The sequence below is a fragment of the Hwanghaeella sp. LZ110 genome, from assembly GCF_048892525.1.
GTDB lineage: Bacteria > Pseudomonadota > Alphaproteobacteria > UBA8366 > Aestuariispiraceae > Pacificispira.
Genome location: NZ_JBLZHT010000002.1, coordinates 22,520 through 43,119, shown reverse-complemented (window position 1 = coordinate 43,119; position 20,600 = coordinate 22,520). Strand labels below are relative to the sequence as shown.

Annotated in this window: 24 protein-coding genes, 1 tRNA gene and 1 riboswitch; of the genes, 14 read left to right on the top strand and 11 right to left on the bottom strand. The window is 56.4% G+C overall.

All coding sequences use genetic code 11. The features are described from left to right. Nucleotides 1-142: 142 nt before the first annotated feature. From ACOSDM_RS03860 to ACOSDM_RS03845, 4 genes are all read right to left on the bottom strand, one after another. Nucleotides 143-1,054 (bottom strand): class II glutamine amidotransferase, encoded by a 912-nt coding sequence (locus ACOSDM_RS03860; protein WP_420723169.1) that lies wholly within the window; start codon nucleotides 1,052-1,054, stop codon nucleotides 143-145. A 72-nt stretch (nucleotides 1,055-1,126) separates the two neighbouring features. Further along, a complete protein-coding gene (locus tag ACOSDM_RS03855) occupies nucleotides 1,127-1,762 on the bottom strand; it encodes a helix-turn-helix domain-containing protein (RefSeq protein WP_420723168.1) in 636 nt (211 codons plus the stop codon). Between the two features lie 70 nt (nucleotides 1,763-1,832). Then, nucleotides 1,833-2,921: a carbohydrate kinase family protein gene (locus ACOSDM_RS03850; RefSeq protein WP_420723167.1), complete on the bottom strand. Its 1,089-nt coding sequence runs from the start codon at nucleotides 2,919-2,921 to the stop codon at nucleotides 1,833-1,835. A 78-nt stretch (nucleotides 2,922-2,999) separates the two neighbouring features. Then, nucleotides 3,000-4,259, bottom strand: a complete 1,260-nt coding sequence (locus ACOSDM_RS03845) for an MFS transporter (RefSeq protein WP_420723166.1) — start codon at nucleotides 4,257-4,259, stop codon at nucleotides 3,000-3,002. A gap of 370 nt (nucleotides 4,260-4,629) precedes the next feature. Between ACOSDM_RS03845 and ACOSDM_RS03840 the strand changes: the two genes are divergently transcribed. Further along, nucleotides 4,630-5,076, top strand: a complete 447-nt coding sequence (locus ACOSDM_RS03840) for a hypothetical protein (protein WP_420723165.1) — start codon at nucleotides 4,630-4,632, stop codon at nucleotides 5,074-5,076. Between the two features lie 2 nt (nucleotides 5,077-5,078). Here ACOSDM_RS03840 and ACOSDM_RS03835 read toward each other — a convergent pair whose 3' ends face one another. Both ACOSDM_RS03835 and ACOSDM_RS03830 read right to left on the bottom strand, forming a co-directional pair. Further along, nucleotides 5,079-5,414, bottom strand: coding sequence for a peptidoglycan-binding protein (locus tag ACOSDM_RS03835; protein ID WP_420723164.1), 336 nt, complete (start codon nucleotides 5,412-5,414; stop codon nucleotides 5,079-5,081). Nucleotides 5,415-5,805: 391 nt separating this feature from the next. Then, nucleotides 5,806-5,882 (bottom strand) — tRNA-Arg (locus ACOSDM_RS03830). Between the two features lie 747 nt (nucleotides 5,883-6,629). On the opposite strand from ACOSDM_RS03830, the gene ACOSDM_RS03825 reads away from it, so the two are divergent. Then, nucleotides 6,630-7,784, top strand: coding sequence for a hypothetical protein (locus ACOSDM_RS03825; RefSeq protein WP_420723163.1), 1,155 nt, complete (start codon nucleotides 6,630-6,632; stop codon nucleotides 7,782-7,784). A gap of 91 nt (nucleotides 7,785-7,875) precedes the next feature. Continuing rightward, nucleotides 7,876-8,301 (top strand): DUF4864 domain-containing protein, encoded by a 426-nt coding sequence (locus ACOSDM_RS03820; protein ID WP_420723162.1) that lies wholly within the window; start codon nucleotides 7,876-7,878, stop codon nucleotides 8,299-8,301. A gap of 130 nt (nucleotides 8,302-8,431) precedes the next feature. Here ACOSDM_RS03820 and ACOSDM_RS03815 read toward each other — a convergent pair whose 3' ends face one another. After that, entirely contained in the window at nucleotides 8,432-8,641 is a 210-nt protein-coding gene (locus ACOSDM_RS03815) for a hypothetical protein (protein WP_420723161.1), read from the bottom strand. A gap of 207 nt (nucleotides 8,642-8,848) precedes the next feature. On the opposite strand from ACOSDM_RS03815, the gene ACOSDM_RS03810 reads away from it, so the two are divergent. Further along, nucleotides 8,849-9,757: a LysR family transcriptional regulator gene (locus tag ACOSDM_RS03810; protein WP_420723160.1), complete on the top strand. Its 909-nt coding sequence runs from the start codon at nucleotides 8,849-8,851 to the stop codon at nucleotides 9,755-9,757. 170 nt (nucleotides 9,758-9,927) lie between these two features. Here ACOSDM_RS03810 and ACOSDM_RS03805 read toward each other — a convergent pair whose 3' ends face one another. Both ACOSDM_RS03805 and pyrF read right to left on the bottom strand, forming a co-directional pair. Beyond that, a complete protein-coding gene (locus ACOSDM_RS03805) occupies nucleotides 9,928-10,569 on the bottom strand; it encodes a phosphoribosylanthranilate isomerase (protein ID WP_420723159.1) in 642 nt (213 codons plus the stop codon). A 49-nt stretch (nucleotides 10,570-10,618) separates the two neighbouring features. Continuing rightward, nucleotides 10,619-11,365, bottom strand: a complete 747-nt coding sequence (gene pyrF / locus ACOSDM_RS03800; RefSeq protein WP_420723158.1) for an orotidine-5'-phosphate decarboxylase — start codon at nucleotides 11,363-11,365, stop codon at nucleotides 10,619-10,621. A 163-nt stretch (nucleotides 11,366-11,528) separates the two neighbouring features. Between pyrF and ACOSDM_RS03795 the strand changes: the two genes are divergently transcribed. Both ACOSDM_RS03795 and ACOSDM_RS03790 read left to right on the top strand, forming a co-directional pair. After that, on the top strand, nucleotides 11,529-11,849 hold the full coding sequence (locus ACOSDM_RS03795; RefSeq protein WP_420723157.1) for a hypothetical protein: 321 nt from the start codon (nucleotides 11,529-11,531) through the stop codon (nucleotides 11,847-11,849). After that, nucleotides 11,761-12,276 carry a helix-turn-helix domain-containing protein gene (locus ACOSDM_RS03790; RefSeq protein ID WP_420723156.1) on the top strand — a complete coding sequence of 172 codons (516 nt, stop codon included), beginning with the start codon at nucleotides 11,761-11,763 and terminating at the stop codon, nucleotides 12,274-12,276. Before ACOSDM_RS03795 ends, ACOSDM_RS03790 begins: the two co-directional genes overlap by 89 nt. A 2-nt stretch (nucleotides 12,277-12,278) precedes the next feature. Here ACOSDM_RS03790 and ACOSDM_RS03785 read toward each other — a convergent pair whose 3' ends face one another. Beyond that, nucleotides 12,279-13,169 (bottom strand): transcriptional regulator GcvA, encoded by an 891-nt coding sequence (locus tag ACOSDM_RS03785; protein WP_420723155.1) that lies wholly within the window; start codon nucleotides 13,167-13,169, stop codon nucleotides 12,279-12,281. 190 nt (nucleotides 13,170-13,359) lie between these two features. On the opposite strand from ACOSDM_RS03785, the gene ACOSDM_RS03780 reads away from it, so the two are divergent. The 3 genes from ACOSDM_RS03780 (at nucleotide 13,360) to ACOSDM_RS03770 (ending at nucleotide 14,707) form a co-directional block, all read left to right on the top strand. Then, nucleotides 13,360-13,617: a DUF1127 domain-containing protein gene (locus ACOSDM_RS03780; RefSeq protein ID WP_420723154.1), complete on the top strand. Its 258-nt coding sequence runs from the start codon at nucleotides 13,360-13,362 to the stop codon at nucleotides 13,615-13,617. Between the two features lie 218 nt (nucleotides 13,618-13,835). Then, on the top strand, nucleotides 13,836-14,162 hold the full coding sequence (locus tag ACOSDM_RS03775; RefSeq protein WP_420723153.1) for a type II toxin-antitoxin system PrlF family antitoxin: 327 nt from the start codon (nucleotides 13,836-13,838) through the stop codon (nucleotides 14,160-14,162). Then, on the top strand, nucleotides 14,159-14,707 hold the full coding sequence (locus tag ACOSDM_RS03770; protein ID WP_420723152.1) for a type II toxin-antitoxin system YhaV family toxin: 549 nt from the start codon (nucleotides 14,159-14,161) through the stop codon (nucleotides 14,705-14,707). The genes ACOSDM_RS03775 and ACOSDM_RS03770 overlap by 4 nt, the downstream gene beginning before the upstream one ends. A gap of 42 nt (nucleotides 14,708-14,749) precedes the next feature. Here the strand turns inward: ACOSDM_RS03770 and ACOSDM_RS03765 are convergent, their stop codons facing one another. After that, entirely contained in the window at nucleotides 14,750-15,808 is a 1,059-nt protein-coding gene (locus ACOSDM_RS03765; RefSeq protein WP_420723151.1) for an asparaginase, read from the bottom strand. Between the two features lie 105 nt (nucleotides 15,809-15,913). Between ACOSDM_RS03765 and ACOSDM_RS03760 the strand changes: the two genes are divergently transcribed. From ACOSDM_RS03760 to ACOSDM_RS03740, 5 genes are all read left to right on the top strand, one after another. Beyond that, a complete protein-coding gene (locus ACOSDM_RS03760) occupies nucleotides 15,914-16,486 on the top strand; it encodes an RNA methyltransferase (RefSeq protein WP_420723150.1) in 573 nt (190 codons plus the stop codon). Nucleotides 16,487-16,685: 199 nt separating this feature from the next. Next, a complete protein-coding gene (locus tag ACOSDM_RS03755) occupies nucleotides 16,686-17,396 on the top strand; it encodes a response regulator transcription factor (RefSeq protein ID WP_420723149.1) in 711 nt (236 codons plus the stop codon). Nucleotides 17,397-17,424: 28 nt separating this feature from the next. Further along, nucleotides 17,425-19,203 carry a stimulus-sensing domain-containing protein gene (locus ACOSDM_RS03750; protein WP_420723148.1) on the top strand — a complete coding sequence of 593 codons (1,779 nt, stop codon included), beginning with the start codon at nucleotides 17,425-17,427 and terminating at the stop codon, nucleotides 19,201-19,203. Between the two features lie 107 nt (nucleotides 19,204-19,310). Further along, nucleotides 19,311-19,967, top strand: a complete 657-nt coding sequence (locus tag ACOSDM_RS03745) for an SCO family protein (protein WP_420723147.1) — start codon at nucleotides 19,311-19,313, stop codon at nucleotides 19,965-19,967. An 83-nt stretch (nucleotides 19,968-20,050) separates the two neighbouring features. Next, nucleotides 20,051-20,273: riboswitch (cobalamin riboswitch) on the top strand. Between the two features lie 35 nt (nucleotides 20,274-20,308). Next, nucleotides 20,309-20,500, top strand: a complete 192-nt coding sequence (locus ACOSDM_RS03740) for a CbtB domain-containing protein (RefSeq protein ID WP_420723146.1) — start codon at nucleotides 20,309-20,311, stop codon at nucleotides 20,498-20,500. Nucleotides 20,501-20,600: the final 100 nt, after the last annotated feature.

The window sequence follows — 20,600 nt, the reverse complement described above, 5'->3', positions numbered from 1 at the left end:
AAATCTTCAGCAAACGGGGATGTTTGCCATGTTGGATTTGCGGAAATTACAAAGGGTCCGAATCTCTAGTTCACGCTCATGCTGCCGCATGATGCTTGTTTGTGTGCGCTCATGCGGCTGCATGATGCTTGTTTGTCTGAGCTCATGCTGCCGCATGATGCTCGTGACCCCAGCTATAAACAGTTGCGGGTTTTGGTTCCCAGACTGTGGCTTTCTCCACACCGGGCAGGCGGGCCAGGGCGCGAAATTCGGATGACATGGCCACCCAATCGTCGGTTTCAGCCATCACGGCAGGCTTGCAGGCAACCGGATCGCGCAAAACGGCGAATCCATCCTTGGTCCCGACGGTGAAGGTGTAAAATCCGTCCAGATCTTTCAGGGCGGCTTCCAGCGCTTCGGCCAGGCTGGCCCCTTCGGACAGGCGCCAGGACAGATACCCCGCTGCGACCTCTGAATCATTCTGGGTCTGGAACACCAGCCCCTTGTCGCGCGATAGCCAGCGCTTCAGCCCGTTGTGATTGGACAGCGAGCCGTTATGCACCAGGCACAGATCCGCCCCGGTATTGAACGGATGGGCCCCTTCGGTCGTCACCGCGCTTTCGGTTGCCATGCGGGTATGGCCAATCATGTGACTGCCACTCATCTGGGTGACACCAAACCTGTCCATGACATCAACCGGCAGGCCGATTTCCTTATAGATTTCCAGCGAACTGCCGGTACTCATGATGCGGATTTCCGGATGATGGGTCACCAGCCAGCGGCGCATCGTGTCGGGATCGCTGTGTGCGCTGAGGATCGCATGGGTGGAACTGCGCGTGACAGAAACCGCAAAGCCTAGATCATTGGTCATTTCAGACGCGATCATCGCCCAATCGAATGCCTCGTCCGGGTCATAGACGGTTGCCTTGGCGCTGTCCGTTCCATCGCGATAGACCGCGAAACCCGCACTATCCGGGCCACGATCGGTCATTTCCATCAGCATCGGCGCGAAAAGATGGCCCAGCTTGGATCGCAGATCCGGGTTTTTTAAATACAGTCCTACAATGCCACACATCGCCGCGCTGCTCCTGTTATTAGCGGATGGGCGATATTACTAATAGGAAACAGATAATCTTACAAGGAATATTTAGTCATCATCCGATTTGGTGCGCGCAGCGATCACCGACAGATAGATGGCCGGCAGCTCCAACAGCTCTGACGGGCCATGGGGCGACATGGAATCGAAGAACAGGGAGTCGCCGGGATTGAGCGTATAATATCTGTCCCCATGGCGATAATTGACCTTGCCCGACAGCATATGGATGAACTCCATCCCTTCATGGCGGAATTCATCATAGGGCTCGGATCCTTCATCCAGCTTGATCAGATAGGGTTCCATTTCCAGCGCGCCGCGCACGGAATGACCCAGCAGGTGATACAAGTGACCCGCCCGTGTGCCCCGCCGATCAATGCCGATCCCCTGACCCTTGGGCACATAGGATACATCGCGGCTCTGTTCCGTGGCGCTGAAGAAGGACGACAGCGGCACCGCCAGCGCCTCTGCCACGCTGGCCAGGGTCGCCAGCGACGGGCTGGTCTGGCCGGTCTCAATTTTCGACAGCATGCCCTGCGACAGGCCCGCCGCATCGGCCAGCATCGCCATGGTCATATCCTGGCGCTTCCGCTGCCGTCGGATCTCAGCCCCAATCGCCGCCTCCAGCTTCTGGGGCGGGGTAGCCTCACCGGGATCCTCGGTCGGATTATCAGTCGCATCCTGTGTCATGGCGACCTGTCTACTCTTTTTGAAAAGAAATGTCACATGGGCTTGTGCGACACTGTCCCTATCCGCAGGCTCATTCAAACGCCGCCTTCTTCAGCGCGTCCAGGGTCATCAATCCGCCCTGGGCATCGACATGGCGCACGACCGATGCGGCATTATGCGCCGCCAACAGGGTTGCCCGGGGGCTGTCTTCGCCCCGCACCAACGCCGCTGCAAGGGTGGAGGCGAAGGCATCACCCGCCCCGACGGTTCCCAAAACCTGTGTCTGGATCGCAGATTGGTGGTGCAGGCCGGTATCATCGGCCAGATAGGACCCGTTCGCGCCATGGGTGACCGCGACATAGCGCGGCCCCAGATCCATAAGGCGGCGGGTATAGTCGGCCAGGCTCAGCCGGAACCCTTCAATCTCCAGGCAGGGCCCGGTTTCTCCCTCCAGCAATGGCGCAGACTGGCGCTCCCATCCGGTGCGATTGACCAGGGCCGGGACCAGGGCGCGGGCTTCCTCATAATTACAGACCAGCAGGTCGACATGGCGCAGACTGTCAAAGAACGGATCGGTCTTGCGCGTCAATTGCCGAATGCCCGGATTGACCGCCACAAAGGCCCCTGCCGCCTTGGCGTGGGAGACAATACTGGGAAACCGATTTGCCGAGTCATTGCTCAGATTGGTGACATAGACCAGATCGGCCCCCGCAAAGGCCTGGGGGGCGACATCCGCCTCCGTCAGGAAACCATTGGCCCCGCGATGGGTGAAAATCGCCGCATTGCGATCATGGGACGCAATCATCACCGATACGGCGGTGGTCTCGCCGCCCGCTTCATCGGGGCCATCCCCCCGACAGGTCCGCACCAGGTTGGTCCCAATCCCTTCCTGGCTCAGCCGGTCGATGATCTTCTCTGCATTATGATCTTCGCCCAGCTTCACCAGCGCCGACACATCCAGCCCCAGGCGCGCCAGCGACACCGCCGCATTCACCGCCCCGCCGCCGGTCTGGGTAATCACCGAAGACGCATCCACCTTGCGGCCTGGCTCCAGCAACAGGAAGGACGTCGTGCTGTTATGCAGCGTCATCCGCTCAATATCATCACTGGCCACCGTCGCAATAATATCCACCGTCGCCGACCCAACGGTAATGGCTTTCAGGCGGGGCAAGGCGGTCATGGGCGGACCTTGGGATGGGGGAAAGGACATTGCAGTGCGTCTTTGTGGCGTGTTGCTGACTGCATATTAGTGGCACCTTTAAGCGTTTGCTTCGCGTTCTGAGTCTGCTTGCTCTGCGGCCCAGGTTCCCGCTGCTTCTACCGCGACCAGCGATGAAGTTGGTATAACACCGATATAGCTTTCTGTCTGATCCACTGGAACGGCGGCGCGCTGTGTCATGCGATATAGGGCATAGAGCGCAATTGCCCCAAAAGTCGCCCCCAGCACGACCCAGAATGCGAAAGGGCCAAGCCCCTCCATCGCCCAACCAGTAGCCATTGGACCAGCGATGGCACCCAGCCCGAAGATGAAGACAAGCCCCCCGGATGCTGCCGGCATATCTTCGGGTGAAAGGGAATCATTGGTATAGGCCAGAAACAGGGCATAAAGAGGTGTTGTCATCCCTCCAGCCAAAAAGGCTGCTGCCATTAAGGGCCAAAGACCGCCGTCGGTAACCCACCCCAATATGCACGCCACCGCGCCAAGACAGGCCGCGCCAAAAATCAGCTTACGCCGGTCTACCCGGTCTGAAAGCCAGCCGATGGGATATTGAAATACCAGCGCGCCCGCGAACAACATCGCGACAAACAACGATATCTGGGCGACCGGCATTCCAATCTGAGTGCCAAAAACCGCCCCCATACCTGATTGCGTCGCATAGACTGTCCCTAATAGGAAGATCCCAACTGTGCCCAGCGGAGAACTCGAAAAAAGGGTACGCAACGGCATTGGGCGCGCAACCTCAACCGTTGGGGCGGAGGCAACAGATAACAAAATCGGCGCGAAAGAAATAGATACCAAAATGGAGGCGCCGATGAAGAGTACAGAGGTCCCGGCATCTCCCAGCGTCAGGAGTCCCTGCGCCCCGATGATGCCAAGTGTCTGCGCGATCATATAAGCCGAAAGAACCTTGCCGCGTGTTTCGTTGGTGGCAGCATTGTTCAGCCAACTCTCAGCCGTGACATAAACACCAGACATACAAAAACCAATAAGTATCCGCAGGAGCGTCCAGGTCCAGGGTTCGGCCAGTAAGGGAAATGTGATCAGCGCCGCCGACATAAAACTGCCAAGTGCCGCAAAGACGCGCACATGCCCAACCCGCCGGATCAACAAGGGGCTAAGACGCGCACCGGAAAGAAAGCCGATAAAATAGCCAGAGGTGACAATAGCCAGTTCCAGGGACGAAAAGCTCTCAATCCCGCCACGAAGACCAATAAGGGTGAAATGCATGCCGTTGCCCAGCATGATGAACACGATACCAATGAGAAGGGGCCAGACCCCGGATAACACTTTAATCATGAGTCACCTCTCTGTATCAGGCGGTCTTTCTCAAAATACAGTTCAGTTTCTTCATTGCTGCTTTTGTTGCAGCGCCGTATGCGTGCAGGTTTACGACAAAGAACAATAGAGAACGCTGCGCCACTAAAGGGCACCCATCGTAGAAACTCATATGGCTATTGATTTGGCCACAGGTGACCAATCAAGACCACATCCACCTTGGTGCGTCCTATAGGCTTTCTGCAAAAGAAAAAGGACCCAGCGATTGGAGTAAGATTCTGAAAAACATTCCAATCGCTACAGAAGATGGAATTCATTTAAACTCCGCTTTAGACTAGGGTCAGTTTGTTAAGCTTAAACGCGAACAAGAAAACAAAAAGGTGTGTAAACATTGGGTTTCGATAAACCGCCGCCAGAAATTGGCCCTCATGAAGAGCGAGAACTTGAGTTGATGTTGGCGGGCGTCAAGCCGCTGGCCTATTTCTCGGAGTTGACACGCGCCGAATTTGAATTCCCCGACGCGGAGTTTGAACCCCATGTGCAAGCGGGCCGGATTATCAAACGGGATATCCTGCACATTCAGAAAATGTTTGGTCAGGATGAGGAAATTCGCTCTCTCTACTATGCGTTGCCAGGCGAGGAATGGCGAATCGACAAGGCCCATGCGAACCGCTTGCGGGGTTATCAGACCCGCAAAGAAACAGAGCATGACTCTCGCGAGATGGGTGAGCTGCTTGGTTATACCAAGCACGAAATCGATTGTTTCATAAGCTGGAGGGCTCGAATAAAAAAAGCAAGACGCGACGGGGATTGGACCCCGTCGCGTTCGACCACTTAGAACTATGATTTTAGCCAACAGTCTGCGCATACAGTTGGAGAATACACACCACCGTGCTTTGCTCCGCACTCTGAGCAAGTGTATCGTGGCGACCTTGCCGCAAGCCCTGTTTCCGTTGGTCCACCTGGGCGCATCAAGCCATCAACTTGAAGGCCATTGTCACTCTGGAATCGCTTGATTCCGTCAAACATCGGGGTATCAGGGTATTCTGTGATCCCATAGTCTGGTTCACGATAGTAGCCTTGCGCCTGAAGCCTGAGTTTGGTTTGCACAACATCTCCAGGATCAGCGGGATACCCGCCACCCAGCGTTTGTTGAAGCCAGTACTTCGTTGCCATTTCCGTACTCCATATTGAACATCCTCCGCCGATTGGTGTGTTCAGCGGGATCCCGATTGCCTTGCTCTTCACCAACACCCGTGGGGCACCGGGAAGAGCGCTCAATTTGCGCTGGAGTAACGCGTTGTCCGTCCGGTTATCAGGGCCTCTGAGAGACAGCCCCGGCCTTTCGGGCACATTTCTTCGATCCGTTGACTGCGCGGTCGCCAGAGAGGGGTTATCCTAAAAGGGCCCGGTCTTATTATGGGCAAAAACCTCAAAAGTTCAATTTAAAAAGAACAAAAAGAAAATTAATCTGTTCTGGTGCTGAGAATTAATCATGCTCGACGGTGAGCACGCTGAAGCTGGGCACCGGCAAAGACGGGATTGGAATTATATTATTGAGAAAAAATGGCGCGCCCCGAGAGGTTCGAACTCCCAACCTCCTGATCCGTAGTCAGGTGCTCTATCCAGTTGAGCTAGGGGCGCGCAGGCGTCCGCTGGTGCGGTGACGCGGCGCGGTTGATAGGCGATGTGGGACGGGTTGGCAAGGGTGATTTTCGCAAAAATGTAAAATCCGGGTGGTATCGGATGGATGGGTGCGGTGCTGGAGATAATATGGGGGGCGTGGGTCCGGCGTGCATCGCGGCTGTGTTGCAGGGAGGGCACAGTCCCGGCCAAGAGCGCCGTTGGATGGGAAAAACCGCGTGAGTCCAATGGGATTCGCGCTATTGTCTATCAGAATGCGGGTTGTCCCCGCGCAAAGGGTAAAGTAGTATCCGCTCAGTCGGATTGCTTTGGGGCCTGGCGACGGGTGCGGTTTGTCCTTTAGGATAAGCACTTAGCTGGCGTTTAAGCCGCCCTGATGGGGCGTGTCTGACAGTGGATTTAGGGTCCGGGTTCCGATGCGGATTTTGGGAGCCAGGGCCTGGCGGAGACGGTCGCGCGTTTTGAGGGATTGGTCGGGCGGATTGGTCAGATCAATTGGATTTGCGGAACGCGGCGGGTGGAAGAATTGGGGGAGTGCCGGACAAACGCTGGATCACGGGATCATGGGGACACCGATTGTTGGGTGAACCGGATCAAATATCCTGTTAAAATCCGGGTGCGTTTGACGGTAAGTGTGGAAAGCAACCGCAGACAGGCTTCTGATGATGGGGGTCTTTGGCGGGGGTTTTGATTTCGGAGGATTTCGGGCGTCACGGCGACCTGATTAAAGATAGGGCGGTGCAGGGCATGACCACTTCTTTTAAAATGCTAGGCTTGATCGGCGCGACCTGCGTGATGCTGACGGGATGTGACTCCCTGTGGCCGTCACTGGACTCGCAAGACCCGGCTGGCGGTTCTTCGACCCCGACCACGGCGGCCAGCCCGACCGGCTCGGCTGCTCAAGGCACCAATCAAACCACGGCCCCGACCGCGATGACCCTTAGCGATGCCGGAACGGTCTCTGCCGAGCGCACGGCTGTCTATAATGGCACCACGGCGGTGGGTGAGCGTATCGCGCAGATGGAGCGCGACCTGAACCAGTTGACCGCCAATGTGTCCGAGCTGAAATCCCAACTGAATGCTATTCGTGGCAACAGCGCGGCCAGTGCGACGGCCTATCATACGGCCAAGGCGGATATCACATCGCGTCTGCAATTGGGCACAACGCCGGGCAATCCCATTCTGGTGGATCAATGGAACCAGGCGCAGACCTCTCTGGCGACGGTGGAACAGACCATCCCCGCCTTGTCGTCACTGCACAGCAAAGCTTCTGACGAGGCCGCTTTCGGGAAATTCCTGTTGAGCACGGTTCAGGCAACCTATGGCCTGAGCGGCGCCGTGGACGAGGATCATGCCCGCCTGCGCATCCTGGAAGATTCGGTCTATCAATCGCTGGTCGATCTGGACCGGATGCTGACCAGCGTGACCCAGGAAATCAATCGCCATAATCTGTATGTCTCGAACGAGCGTCAGAATATGACGACCCTGGCGCTGGGCATCAAGAACGGGGAATTGTACGGCACCAATATCGCCAGCCGCTCCTTTGCGCTGGTTGAGGCTGCGGCGGCCAGCCAAGCCTCGTCAAGTGCGGGCATTTCTCCGAATGCAGAGCCGCTGGTAATCATTCGCTTTGACCGCGATAACGTGCCCTATCAGCAGGCGCTGTATAACGCCGTCAGCCAGGCGCTGACCGCCAAGCCTGATGCCGTGTTCGATCTGGTGGCGGTCAGCCCGAATGGGGGCAATGCCGCCCAGGTGGCGCTGAACGGGTCTGCCGCACGGCGCAATGCGGAAGACGTGCTGCGCACATTGACCGATATGGGGGTTCAGCCAGGCCGGATTAACCTGTTGGCCGATACCCGCAATACCGCCCAGAACGAAGTGCATCTATACGTTCGATAAGGCCTGATCTTCGAAACGATGATCCTATCGCGGCGGCACTGCGTATCTTCCCTATGGGAGGGGCTGTTGTGTCATTCGGGAGAATTGGGTCATGAAACACATGTTTCGGTGGGTTGCTGTTGGTCTGTTGATGGGGTTGTGGGCGACCACAGCGGGCGCACAGGGTGATCCGGCACAGGCCACGGTCAAGCGTGTCATTCAGGAACAACTCTCTGCCTTTGCCCAGGGCGACAAGACCGGCGCCTATTCCTATGCCGCACCGGTCATTCAACAGCGCTTTTCCAATCCTGATATTTTCATGCAGATGGTCACGTCCGGGTATCCAGCGCTGATCAGCCCAAAGATTGTTGATTTCAAAGACTATGAAATACGGGGCGGGCGGGTCGAACAGGACGTGATGATCATCGCCAGCGATGGATCGGCCTGGATGGCGCATTATTCCTTACAGCAGATGGATGACGGCCTCTGGCGGATATCCGGTTGTTGGCTGGAAAAGCTGCCGGGCGGATCTGTTTAGCCGGACGCAGGGCGAAATTGACGCTGGCATACAAAAAAACCCCATCCTGAAAAGACGGGGTTTTTCTGACCGAAGTCCAATGCGGTGGAAGGGGGACCACCCCATTTTAACGGACTGTCGGAGGGGGGCTCTAGGATCTGCAAGGGCTGGCGCTGTGGCGTCCGATTTCCCGCAGGGCAAACCCGGTTGTGAAGAAGCGACCAATTGCAGAAACACCAGCCCACAAAGCTTCATTACGGGCCTTTGCCGCACGGTCCAGTGCCTGCTTCACCTCGATTTCTGTCGGAAATCCAGCGGATCCCAGATAGTCTGTGCGCGTGTTGTGATAGTCCGCATTCATAATTTTGCTCCTTGGGCGAGCCGGTCAGGGTCAATCCTGGAAATCTTGGGCGACTCGCGTTTTCGTTGGCATATACTTAGCAATTGCGTCATTGCATAATAATCGTGAGAATGATCCAATGATCTGTGCGCATCAGGAATAAATATCACCGAATTTGTCGCGATACGTGACCATAAGACTATAACCGGGTTGGGAGTGGAAAAGAGAATGGATAGAGCCGGAGAAATGGCTGTTTTCACCAAAGTTGTGGAAGAGGGCAGCTTTTCCAGCGCCGCGCGGGCGCTAAAACTGACCCCGTCTGCTGTCAGCAAACAGATCGGGCGGTTGGAAGATCGGCTGGGTGTGCGGCTGTTGAACAGGACCACGCGGCAACTTTCTGCGACGGAAGAGGGGGATGCCTTTTATCAACGCTGCACCCGTATTCTGATGGATATGGAAGAGGCGGAATTGTCCGTCAGTCAGCGCCATTCGACGCCGCGTGGCACTTTGCGGGTCAATTGTGGCGTTGCCTTTGGTAAACACCAGATCAGTCCATTAATTCCGGAGTTTCTGAGCCGCTATCCCGATGTGAATGTGGAAATGACCCTGACCGATGCGCTGTCGGATCTGGTGGAAGAAGGTCAGGACATCGCCATCCGGTTCGGCAAATTGCAGGATTCTTCCATGGTGGCACGGCAATTGGCGGTCAGTCGGCGTGCGATCTGTTGTTCCCCCGCTTATCTGGCCCAGCATGGCGAACCCAAGGAACCGATGGAGCTGATCAATCACAACCGGCTGGCGTTTTCCACAGCGATTCATTTGAATGAATGGGTCTTCAAGCTTCAGGATGGCAGTGACTATCCTGTAAAGGCCGAAGGCAATTTCACGGCCAATAATGGCGAAACGATCCACGAAATGGTTCTGGCGGGACTGGGTATTGCGCGTCTGGCAGAATTTCTTGTCGCGCCGGAGGTCCAGGAAGGCAAGCTGGTGCGGATTCTGCGCCCGTTCTATCGGGATATCGAAGTGCCGATCAACGCGGTCTACCCAACGCGGCGTCACTTGTCGCCCAAGGTTCGGGCCTTCGTCGATTTTCTGGTGGAAAAATTCAACCCCGTTCCGCCGTGGGAAGCTTGATAAGACTCTAGCGGAACAGGGTTGCAAGTTTGGATGGGATAGAAGGACAGGCAGGATTGCAGCCCAGCCTGACACTACCGCGCCCCGAAGGACGTGACCCCACAGTAAGGGGCGGCGCCGGGGCATACTTTGATCTAGATCAAAGGTTTGAGATTTTTTGTGGCGCTGGGTTAAGCCTCGGCAACGGCCTTCAGGAAAGCCTGAATCTTGGCCGGGTCCTTCTTGCCAGGGGCGGATTCAATCCCTGAAGATGCGTCCACGCCCGGACAGCCCGTCACGCGGATGGCATTTTTCACATTGTTCGGGGTCAGGCCACCGGCCAACAGCCACGGCACGGACCAGCGATGCCCTTCCAGCACAGTCCAATCGAATACTTCCGCATTGCCGCCAGGGCGCGTCGCATTCTCCGGCGGTTTCGCATCAAATAACAGGCGGTCACAGACCTTGGCATACTGGCTGGCGCTGACCAGGTCTTCTGCGTCCCGCACTTTGATGGCCTTAAAGATCTGTTTCCCGGTGCGCTCCCGCAAGCCAGCGCATCGATCCAGCGGCTCATTGCCATGCAACTGGATCACATCCAGCGGCACCTGCGCCAGAACCCGGTCGATCAGGCTGTCATCGGGATCGACGAATAATCCAACGCTGGTCACCTGACCTGGAACAGGCCGCAGCAACATGGCCGCCTCTTCCGGGGACAGGGCACGCGGGCTGGGCGGAAAAAACACAAGCCCGACCATGGACGCGCCATATCGAACGGCGGCCTCCATCGCGATGGGATCGGTAATCCCGCAGATTTTTGCGTCAATGGTCATAACCGCCCGTATATAGAAGGCCTGGACGGCAGGAACAAGGAGTCACTGATCAGGCATCCACCTCGGCGGCGATGGCTGCGGCGGCGGCTGCGGGATCATCGGCCCCGGTGATTGGGCGTCCAATGACCAGATAGTCCGCGCCCTGTGCAATCGCCTGTTTTGGTGTCATCACCCGCTTCTGATCGCCCAGTGCCGCTCCTGCGGGGCGGATGCCCGGCACGATCAGTTTGAAGTCGGGGCCGCATTCCGCGCGGATGGCTGCGATTTCCTGAGAAGAACAGACAACCCCGTCCAATCCTGCCTTCTGGGTCAGGGCGGCCAGGCGCAGAACCTGATCGCGGGCTGGCGTTGCCTGGCCCACCGCTGCCAGATCGCCATCGTCCAGGCTGGTCAGGACCGTGACCGCGATCAACATCGGGCGGACAATGCCTAAACGCGCTGCCTCTGTTGTTGCCGTATCCAGCGCTGCGGCCATCATCGTCGAACCGCCCGATGCATGAACATTCAGAATGGCGGGCGCCAGCGGCATGACGGATCGCACCGCGCCTGCCACGGTATTGGGGATGTCGTGAAACTTCAGATCCAGGAACAGCGGTGTCGGTGCGCTTTCGGATGCGGCCTGTGCAACGTCGCGAACCCCCTGCGGCCCATTGGCATTGAAAAATTCTAGCCCCAGTTTGATTCCGCCCACTTGCCCGGCCAGCGCCTGAGACAAGGCGACCGCCCGATCCACATCCGGCGTGTCCAAAGCCACAAGAATTCGGTCGTGGGGTTTTGTTTTTGAAAGAATTGCCATCGTCGATTGAGTTTCCTTTGAGCACCGTAGCACTGAAGTCTAACATATATTTGCAATCATATCCGATACGTCAACTAAACCTCCATGCTGCGTTTTGCAAATTTATAAATAGTCACACGGGAAGTGAAATGATTCGCTTCTTTGCTACGGAGATTACGTATAAATGTTTACAGAAAAGGATATCATTGTTAAGTATAGTGAGGACATGAGCGCAGGCGATGTCGTCACGCTCGAACTCCAAACGCCCGAAGGATCCTTGATTTTAATGGGAAATGTTACACGATTTGGGCGTGGTGTGTTGCTTGTGGAGCAGGTCCATATAGAGAGCGTTGGCGCATCGCCAATGAATAGAAAAAAGTTGAATGTTATGGCGGCCGTCGTGATGGAGGAATTGGATGTCAATACAATCGAAATTCAAGGCGCAGTTCGAACCAGCGGCGCGAATCCCGGACGAAGGCCGAAACCATTCCCATTTGACCGTTAGCTTTTTAATGAAGATGGTGGGTGGAAGTCAGTTAGTTTCTGTTGCACGACTTTTGATTCAAAAGGGCGCAACGCCTAAATCTGCAAAGCAAACGATTGATAAATTGGCGACGGGTGCCGATGCGACGATCGATCTGCAAACAACACGGCAAGATGCGGTGTTGGTGTGCCGTGAATTGAAAGAACTAGGGATCGACGCGAATGTTTTCGAGTCCGTTCCTGAGAAAGATGTGATCGCCATTCGATCTCGCCTGAATTTGACGCGCGCGGATTTTAGCCGACGGTTTGGTATTGATGAACGAACGCTTGAATCTTGGGAGCAACACAGATCTTCGCCCAATAAAACCGCTCGCACTCTATTGCACGTGATCGATAGAGAACCAGACCTTGTCACAGCGGCATTACTGGCCACTGACCCTCTGAAATAGGCTTAATCCAACCGGGCTTCTTCCAGCAGCCATTCGGTGAAGGCCTTGATTTTGGGATGGTCGGCGCGGTCTTTGGGGCAGACGACCCAATAGGCATAGTCGCTGGGGATGGAGAAATCGAAGGGTTTGACCAGCAGGCCCTGTTCCAGCGCATCATGGGCAATCGCGCTGCGGCCCAATGCGATGCCTTCGCCCGCCATGGCCGCCTGCAGCACCAGGTTTGAATAGTTATAGCGCGGGCCCTTGTCCGGATTGACGCCGGTCACCCCGGCAGCCGTCAGCCAGACCCGCCAATCGGTTCGAATATCGTCATGCAACAGCGTGTGGTGGCGCAGGTCTTCCAACCGCTCCAGCGGTTTTTCGGGATCTTGCAGCAGGCGCGGGCTGCACACGGGAAAGACTTCCTCCGTCATCATGCGGATTTCAAACAAATCATCATAGCCGCCGGTTCCCCAGCGGATCGCCAGATCAATATCCTCAACCGTAAAATCGGTCAGTTCATAATCTGCCGCCAGACGCACATCAATCTCTGGGTGGCGTGCCCGGAATCGCGCCAGGCGGGGCACCAGCCAGGCAGAGGCAAAAGACGGCAAACAACTGACATTCAGCGCCCCGGTGGCGTCCTGGCGTTTCACACGATCGGCTGCGGTGGCAATCTGGCCTAGGGCCTGACGCACTGCCCCGGCAAAGGCCTGGCCTTCCTCCGTCAACAGAAGCGCGCGATTCAGGCGTCGAAACAGGCGCACGCCCAGCGCATCTTCCAACTGTTTGATCTGATGGCTGATCGCTGCTTGGGTCACAAAAAGTTCATCCGCAGCTTCGGTAAAGGACAGCAATCTGGCGGCGGCTTCAAAGGCTGGAAGCGGCTTTAACGGCGGTAAACGCGATACCATGGCCCAATCCCTTCGCATTCAGAAAGTTAATCTGAGGGATGAAAATATATCCTTTGTCGGTTTTGTCAAAAGAGCCTATTTCAGCTTTGTAAGGCAAAGATGCCCGACAAGAACAGCCGGTCGGATACCCCTCAGACACTGAGAAATCCCGGAACTGTCTTGTGAAACCTGAGAAGTAGGAGTGACAGTCATGGCGAATGTTTATCAAGTTTACGGGAATTCAAGCCCGGTCGCGCCGTTGGCAGCTCTGATGGTCGATGCAACTGCAGCGGCCTTGGACGGCCTGCGCACCGTAACGATCAACCCGATCAATACCCTGGTCCGGTTTCAGGCCCGTGCGCAACAGCGCCGTCAGCTGAAAGGCCTGGACGACCGCATGTTGGCTGATATCGGCCTGACCCGTAAAGCCGCAGACAAAGAAGCAAACAAGCCTTTCTGGATGGCATAATCGCCGCCCGTTAGGACAACCAGTCCCCTGAGAGGCGGCCTTCCCCCCTGTTCGCCGCCTCACAAAGAGAAGCCCCCGTGCAAAGCATGGGGGCTTTTCCTTTTGGGGCGAGGCCAGTACCAGCCAGGGGCCAGTGTTTCATGACCCAGACCTTGACCAAGTAATGCATTTGCATTACCTTTTGTATGGACGTTAGATTTGCTCATCAGGAGTTCGCCATGGTCGCGCTTTCAAATGATATCTCAAAGCTAACCGCTCGCTATCAGACGACGGTGCCCAGCGGCGTTCGCAAACAACTGAAACTCCAAAAGGGTGATCAGATACGTTACTGCACCGATCCCAATGGTCGGGTGTATATAGAACCTGTCCGTGAGGCAGGGGATGATCCCGCATTGGGTGCGTTTCTTGATTTCCTGGAGGCCGACATTCACGCAAATCCTGCGCGTCTTCAGGCTTTCTCTGGCAGGCTGTATGATCGCCTGAATGGGTTGGTCGGTGGTGTGGACGTTAATATTGACGATTCTCTCTCTCCCGACGACGAATGACAGACACGCCCGTGTCAGCAGAAGCGCCCTTATGCGTAAACGGGTGGTCGATTTATGCCCACCCCCTGTTCCTGGATCAGCTTGAAGATCTGATCCAAGAGGTAGAGACACGCAAAGCACGCGATCCCAAGACCTGGCAGAAGAAGAACTGTACAAAGCGGCTTGCCGCGATCTTTAAGCTGGTGGGCGAAATGATCCCCGTTGATCCTGGTGCCCCGGTGTTCCGGCAGGGCGATACTTTGGGCGACACCAGAAAGCACTGGTTCCGGGCGAAATTCTTGCAACAATATCGGCTGTTCTATCGTTTCGACAGCACGGCCAAAGTGATTGTTCTGACTTGGGTAAATGACGAACAGACGTTACGCGCATATGGTGCCAGGACAGATGCCTATGCCACATTCCGGCGTCTTCTGGATACAGGGTATCCGCCCGAAACTTTTGATGCGCTGCTGAAGGACGCCCTTACATCGGCACAACGCTTCAGGGACGCCTTAGTGGGACACCGGGTCGCTGATGGGTGGCAGAGTGTTGAGCCATCCCTATAAAAGGGGACTATTGCGCAACCCATACGGACAATACCGGAATGCTCAAAAGGACAGCCAGCTTGACGCGGGGCGGATGTCGCCGACGGTTTTGTTGGCCCGGTTCTTCAGTTGCGGGTTCAGCCAGGGGGCCATTGCGTCCAAATGCGCGTCGTCCAGAACACCGACATGGCGCAGCAGGGCCGCCATCATGGTTTCGGATCCACGGGTTGCGCCATCATCACATTTCAGCGCGATCCCCAGACCGTATTCCGGCAGGGACGCGCAGAAGACCCCTTCCGCGCCGGTCTTGATGAAGGCCTTATCGCCCAGAATTTTCACGACTTCGGTACAAAAGCGCCCGGTGCCTGCGACCATGAAGGGATTGGCAAAAACCGCACGCTTGATCCAGCCGATGGCGTCCGCGCGGGTTTGCGGCAGGTCCTTCGGGTCGGCGATACGGGCAAAGCCATAGGCCAGGTTTTCCAGCGGGATTGGCCAGTTCGGGGCGGAACAGCCGTCAATGCCCGGCTGGACACCCGACAGATCGACCCCGCACATTTGTTCCATCGCCCCCAGAATGCTCTGTTGCACGCCATGTGTCTGGTTGACATAGCCTTTCGTCGGCCCGCCCAAATGCTTGGCCAGGGCCAACATGCCACAATGCTTGCCCGAACAATTGTTATGCAATTGCGACGGGGCAACATCATATTTGGCCATTTTGCGCGCTGTGTCTTCATGGTAGGGCCAGTGGCTGCCACATTCCAGATCCGCCTCACCCAGGCCTAATTTGTGCAACATTGATGAAGCGGTTTCGGTGTGCCCGACCTCTCCATTATGAGACGAGCAGGCAAGCGCGATTTCCGCATCGCTAAAGCCTGCAGCTGCCGCCGCGCCACTTTCCACCATGGGCAGGGCCTGAATTGCCTTGATCGCAGAGCGGGGATAGGTGGGTTGGCGACTGTCGCCCCAGGCATCCTGGACCGACCCGGAGACATCGACGATGACCGCGCTGCCGCGATGCCGACTTTCCACGATCCCGTTCCGGGTGACTTCGACGGTCAGGGGATGAACATCGCCATGATAGGCATTGCTGTTGGAAATGGTGACATGATCGTGGGGCATGGCGGTCAACCCTGTTGCTGATATGGGGGGAAAACTTGCCTTGCCCCGCAGGTTTGTGCAAGGTCGCGCAATTCCAGAACACCAGTACAGGACAGGCATGCGACGATGGCGCAACAACGGGGATATTTCGGATTGGGTGTAGAAGGCCTGTCCAAGCCAATGAATGCTGGCAGCCTGATGCGGACCGCTCATTCCTTTGGGGCCAGCTTTACCTTTGCGGTTTCGCCCTATGTCGATATGCGGGGCATCCGGCACGCCGATACATCGCGCACCGCCGATCAGGTCCCCTATTACCAATGGGATACGCCCGGCGACATCGTTCTGCCCAAGGGCTGCGCCCTTGTTGGCGTTGAACTGGTGGAACAGTCGATCATGCTGCCCTCTTTCCGACATCCGGAACGGGCGGCCTATGTTCTGGGCCCGGAACGTGGATCGCTGTCGCAGGCGATGATTGACCGGTGTGAATTTGTCGTGCGCATCCCAATCGCCTTTTGCGTGAATGTCGGCATTGCCGGTGCCATTGTTCTGTATGATCGCATGATCAGCCGGGGCCGCTATGCCGAACGCCCGGTAAAGGCCGGGGGACCTGATATGGCATTGCCGCCGCATGTCCATGGGGAACAGGTTTTCCGAACCAAGCGAGCGGCAAAGAAACCCGCTGTTGCAAAGCCCCAATGATACGAATTCCCAGAACTGCCCCAGCCTTGCCTTATTTCCGCCCCGATAGCAGGGCTTTTGTGGCATTCTATGGTATTGAAGGCTACGGTGGTCGGGGCTTCATGCCGGTTCGTTGGGGGAGTATCCCTGTGATTTTGGCTTGGGTGGATTGGTCGTGATGGATGACGGTCAACCCGTTTTGGTGAGGATGTAAAACCAAATGGCGCAGCAAATTGCACTGGTAGATGATGATCGCAATATTTTGACCTCTGTCTCTATTGCCCTGGAAGCGGAAGGTTTTGCCGTCAGCACTTATACCGATGGCGAAACTGCGCTGCGCGGCCTGACAACCCGTCCGGTTGACCTGGCGATTTTGGATATCAAGATGCCCCGTATGGATGGCATGGAATTGCTGGGTAAGCTGCGCCAGACATCGGAAGTGCCGGTGATTTTTCTGACATCCAAGGATGATGAAGTTGACGAATTGATGGGCCTGCGCATGGGCGCGGATGACTATATCAAAAAGCCATTTTCCCAGCGTTTGCTGATTGAGCGTATTCGCGCCCTGCTGCGTCGGGCGGAATTGGAACAGCGCAATGCGGATGGCACACTGACCAAGGGTCAGGGCGCGTTTTCCCGGGGCGATCTGGTGATGGATGGGGACCGTCATCTGTGCACCTGGAAGGGAGAGCCGGTGAAGCTGACCGTGACAGAATTTCTGTTGCTGAAAGCCCTGGCGCATCGTCCCGGCCATGTGAAAAATCGCGATCAGCTGATGGATTCCGCGTATGGCGAAAATATCTATGTCGATGATCGGACCATTGACAGCCACATCAAACGCCTGCGCAAAAAACTGCGCCAGGTGGACGATACATTCGATAATATCGAAACCCTGTATGGGGTTGGCTACCGCTATAAGGATGAGGCCTGATATCAGGCTTTAAAGGGATGGTGGCGCGTTGAAATCTTCACGCACAGATACGGATGCGACGACCCAGTCTTCCTATCGCGGGCAGGGGCAGTCCGATCGCGCGCATAAAGGGGATACATCATCGCCCCCCCGTGCGAAGGCGATGCGCCGCTTGCGTCGCCGCCAGCGGCTGTCCCCCCTGACCCGTAAAATACTGGCCGTCAACTTGCTGGCCCTGATCATTCCGGTATTGGGCATGCTGTATCTGGGCCCCTATCGCGACCGTTTGGTGGAACAGGAACTTTTTGCCCTGAAAGAACAGGGGGAGATTTTCTCCGGCGCTTTAGGGGAAGGTGCCATCGGCCTGTTGGCAAATGGGCAGGAGGTCCTGAATATTGTGCCTGCGCGCGATCTGGTGCGCCGCCTGTCAGAAGCCAGCGATGTCCGTGCCCGCTTCTATCTGGCCGATGGGACGCTGGCAGTGGACAGCCGCCGCCTTGGTGTGACCGGCCAGGATATCATGGTCGAAGAGTTGCAGGATCCAATTGACGATGAACAGACATTGGCCCCGGTGGTCAATCCGATTGTTCGTTGGCTGGATGACTTGGCCCATTGGGTTGACAACCGGGATTACGATACCTATCGGGATCGGCGCGATTCCACGGTCGGTGATTATCCAGAAGCCATCCGGGCCCTGTCTGGCGAGACGGTGGGCTATGTCCGGCAGGACGCCAATCGCGAATTGGTGCTGTCGGTCGCCTTGCCGGTGGCACGCTATGTCCATGTGTTTGGCAGTTTGATGCTGTCGCGGGATGGTGCGCGAATCGATTCTGCCATGCGGGATGTGCGCTTGACGGTGCTGGCGGTTTTTGCCGGGGCGCTGGTCATAACGACATTGCTGTCGCTGTATTTCGCCGGAACCATCGCGCGCCCCCTGCATCGATTGGCAGAGGCTGCAGAAAAGGTCCGTCATTCGGTTGGCCGGGATGCCATGGCGATTCCGGACCTGACCGGACGGCATGATGAAATTGGTGACCTGTCGGGCGTCTTGCGGGAAATGACGGATGCCTTGACCAGCCGCATCACGGCTATTGAACGGTTTGCCGCAGATGTCAGTCATGAAATCAAGAATCCCCTGACCTCGCTGAAAAGTGCAATTGAAACCGTTCAACGGGTACAGAATCCAGACCATCAGCGCGAATTGCTGCGCATTGTGAAGGAGGATGTCGAGCGGCTGGACCGGTTGATCACCGATATTTCAGACTCCTCGCGCCTGGATGCGGAACTGGGCCGTATTCAGACGGAAGAGGTCGATATTTCTGAAATGCTGGACATGCTTGTCAGCGTTCATAGAACCACGCGCGGGGGGGCCCATAGCAGCGACGAGGCGGAGCAGGACCCCGGTATGCAGGCCACAACCGGACCAATCCTGTCCTTCACCCGTCAGAATAATGGCCCATTCATTGTCGCGGGCATGGAAAGTCGATTGGTACAGGTTTTTCAGAACATTATCTCGAATGCGGAAAGCTTCAGCCCGAATGGCGGGACGATCACTCTGTCCGTATTGCGCGATGATCGATGGGTCGTCGCGATGTGTGAGGACGAAGGGCCAGGCCTGCCAGAAGGCAAGCTGGAGGCGATATTCAATCGCTTCTATACAGAACGCCCTGAACATGAAAAATTTGGGGGTCATTCCGGTTTGGGCCTGTCGATCTGTAAGCAGATTGTGGAGGCCCATGGCGGTGCCATTCACGCAGAAAATCGCACGGGTTCTCAGGGTAAACCATCGGGTGCGCGCTTTGTCGTTCGGTTGCCCGCCGCATCGTAACACCCCTTCCTTTAGGATGCGCGACGTTTTGGCGTCTTGAGCGGGACCGGTTGCTTCGTCTAGTGTCCGGCCCTGGATTTTTAGGATGTAACAAAAGCGCAGGATCAATGAATCGCAAAGCTCTCCCCATACTTGGCGTCATGCTGGCGGCCCTGGCCGCGATCGGCCTGGCGGCATTGGTTGCCTGGAATCAATTGGCCGGCACGGGTCATGAACAAGGCGTCAGCCGGTCGGGGGAGGCGCTGGTTGCGCCCGGTATCACTGTTGGGGGCAGCTTTGAACTGACCAATCAGGATGGACAGACCGTCACACAGGACAGTTTTTCTGGGCAGTTCAAGTTGATTTATTTCGGCTATAGCAGTTGCCCGGATGTGTGCCCGACGGAATTGTCCAGTATGGCGGCTGCTCTTGATATCGTTGCAGAAGACACGCCTGATTTGGCGCAACAAGTGACGCCGGTTTTCATCACCATCGACCCGGCACGTGATACGCCGGCGTTGATGAAAGACTATGTAACGGCCTTTCATCCCCGCATGGTCGGCTTGACCGGTTCGGATGCAGCAATTGCCGATATCGCCCGCAAATTTCGCGTTTTCTATTCCAAAGGCACCGAAATTGAGGGTGGGTTCTATTTGATGAACCATTCCGGCTATGTCTATTTCATGGCCCCGGATGGATCTTTCGTCACCATGTTTCACGGCGGCACATCCCCCGAAACAATGGCCGAAGCGATCACCCGTTATGTCTCTGGCGAGACCAGTTAGGGTATTTTACAAAATCCATAGCGCCAAAAAGGATACTGGGTGTCGCGTTCACGCTTGACGATGCTGATGCGTCCGCGATACTGCTTAATGAAATGTGGATCGGTGCTCCTTTAAGGGCCTTAAGGTCTTGGAGCGAAGAGGGAACACAGGAAGGGTCTACCCATCAGGGGACCTGCGCCTGGGCCGCCCCCGCGACCGTGAGCGGTGAGTATTTTTCGATTTGCCACTGGGGCTTCGCGCCTTGGGAAGGCAGAAAGATACGATGATCCGTGAGCCGGGAGACCTGCCGAGTGACCACAGGATCTCAAGAAACCGTCGGGTGTGACGGGGGGAGAAAAAGTATGAAGACGCGTAACACGACGACAACGGCCGATCAGGCCCATCTTGCAAATCGGACACAGACCCTGGCTGCGGCGCTTACGGCCGCTGTATTTGGGTCATTTCTGTTCCTGGCGGTTGGTTTTGCCCATTCCGCAACGGTCCATAATGCGACCCATGATGCCCGGCACGCATTCGCGCTGCCCTGCCATTAATCGCAGTGAAATGATGGGGATTTGGGTCGGGGGCCTTCCCGGCCCGATGGCCTATTGTACTCATTTCATCTCTATTGACCTGTCGTGACGCGACGGCGCG